The 2,233-nt window shown below is 23.6% G+C and carries 3 protein-coding genes; 1 reads left to right on the forward strand and 2 read right to left on the reverse strand.

Annotated elements, in window-relative coordinates:
* Together C6B38_RS02325 and C6B38_RS09685 are read right to left on the reverse strand one after the other, a co-directional pair.
* A partial coding sequence (locus C6B38_RS02325) for a phage terminase large subunit (RefSeq protein ID WP_146693267.1) occupies positions 1-962 on the reverse strand: 962 nt, incomplete at its 3' end.
* A gap of 194 nt (positions 963-1,156) precedes the next feature.
* Positions 1,157-1,327: a hypothetical protein gene (locus tag C6B38_RS09685; protein ID WP_162475816.1), complete on the reverse strand. Its 171-nt coding sequence runs from the start codon at positions 1,325-1,327 to the stop codon at positions 1,157-1,159.
* Positions 1,328-1,604: 277 nt separating this feature from the next.
* Here C6B38_RS09685 and C6B38_RS02330 point away from each other — a divergent pair.
* Positions 1,605-2,233: IS30 family transposase (locus C6B38_RS02330; RefSeq protein ID WP_443028736.1), on the forward strand; the 629-nt coding region annotated here is incomplete at its 3' end.

The following is a 2,233-nucleotide window of genomic DNA, read 5'->3' on the forward strand; positions in this document are numbered from 1 at the left end:
ATTAAAATTGCATGAGTAGCATGTCCTAATGGTGATTCAGCATAACCTAAATCTAAACCTGCTCTAAAATTAACTGGTTCAAAATCATATAATTTACTAAATAAATAATTAGCAAAAATACTACCATCTAATGCACCTGGCATTCCAATTCCTCAAACCTCATATTTTTTAGGTCATTCTGCTTTTAATTCATATAATTTCATTAATTCATCATAATTTAAATTATCTTTATTAATTAAATAATTAGTATAATGGTTAATTACTTTTTTATCATATGCTTTTTGGCCTGTTTTAGGATCTAAGACTGGTACTATTAATTTAGATATTTGCTCACCATTACTTTCTAATTCTTTACGATTAAATGGCATTAATTTATTTAAATAATCAATATGATCTTGATAAATACTATCAGGATTAGTACTTGTAATTAATATCATTTTTTTATAATCACGAACTGCTTGCATAATTGCTTCTTTTTCTGCTTTACTAAATTCATTTGCTTCTTCTAATCAAATAATACATAAATCAGCACCATTTGCTCGTGCTGTTCCTTTACCTAATACTTGCGATGAATTACTTTTTCTTGCTCCTTGTAATTTAATAAAACTACCATTAGGAAATAATCAAGTAGGTTTATTAAACCTAGCATTATATTGATAATGACCACCTTTTCATTTTTTAGTAGRATTAAGAATTAAACCTATTTTATCTAATGCATCTTGAATATCTTGTTGCATTTCAGCAGTATCAGCACTATTTAATCTAAAACCATATATTGCTATTTTTTTATCTTTATTTGCCAACACACCACAACTTAATAATGCTATTAATTCATCAATAGAATATGTTTTACCCGCTTTCCGACTACCTGCTAAATTAATCTCATCTGCAATATATTCTGTATTTTTTAATAAACTAACTACTATCTCATTAAGATAACTATATTCATATAACATTGCCATTATATTTTTCTCCTATCTGTTATGTTAATTATTGGGAGAGCATAATTTATTTCAGTTTCATTTTCACGACCATAATACTGAGCATATACAGATACACCCCCCCTTAGTTTTGTTTAAGAGATGTAATTTTATATTATTTTCTAATATTCGTATTTTCATTTTAAGTTCATTAAATGCTAATAAATTAGTGTCTTTTAAGGTATTATATTATATTCATCTTCTTCTAAATTACAAAAGATTAATAAGGTTTCTTTTGTGGCAAGTTTAATATTATTTTCTTTACAATATTCATCAAATTTTGTTAATTTTTGCTTTATTTTTGTTAAATTTGCCATTATTCATCACTTTTTATCTACTTTTGCCATTTTTTTACCTCTTTTGTCATCACCATTCTACAAAAAAATATAAAAAAGTAAAATAAAAAAAGACTTTTTTAAGCCTTCATTTTTAGTAATTTTTAAACAAGAGATTAAGGGTTGATTAATCTTATTTGTATTAAATTACATAACCATCCTAACATCTTTTAATAAAATGTCAACAAAATTTTAAATTTTATGATAAAAATATTTTCAGAAGAGGTTGGTTAAATCTTATGAAAAAAAAAAATAAAATAAACATTTTAGTCTTCATGAAAGATATAAGTTAAAAGAATATTTAATATCAGAAACATTTAAAAAGAAAAATGGTACACCTAATTATTCTAAAATAGCAAAAGTAATGAATAAGAGTCGTAATACTATTAGATTAGAGACTCAAAGACTTGGTGAAGAATATAATCCTGAAAAAGCAAATGATGATTATAAAAAGAAAAGAAAAAAATCTATTAAATATAATAAAATTTCAACAAAAGTTGTAAATTATGTAAGAAAAATTTTAAGTAAAAAAATTTATTCACCAAGATTAATTATTTATGAATATGAAAAAAAATATAATGAAAAGTTTCCATTTTCACATATGACATTTTATAAATATATTGAATATGGAGTTTTTGATGATGAAAATAATGAAATTAAGAAAAAATTACCATTTAAAAGTAAAAAATATAAAACAAAAAAGAGAAAAGATGATCGTGGTCAATTAACTAATATTAGATTTATTGATGAAGCAGAACATGAAAAGGGAACTTTTGGTTGATTTCAAATGGATTGTATTGTTGGAAAAGAACATCAGTCTGCTTGTTTAACTTTTACCGAAGAAAAAAGTTTATATACGATTTGTTTTAAATTAAATCAACATAATTCAGAAGAGGTTAATAAAGCTCTTAAAAGTAT

This window comes from Spiroplasma sp. ChiS (genome assembly GCF_002968355.1).
In the GTDB taxonomy this organism is placed as follows: Bacteria; Bacillota_I; Bacilli_A; order Mycoplasmatales; family Mycoplasmataceae; genus Spiroplasma; species Spiroplasma citri.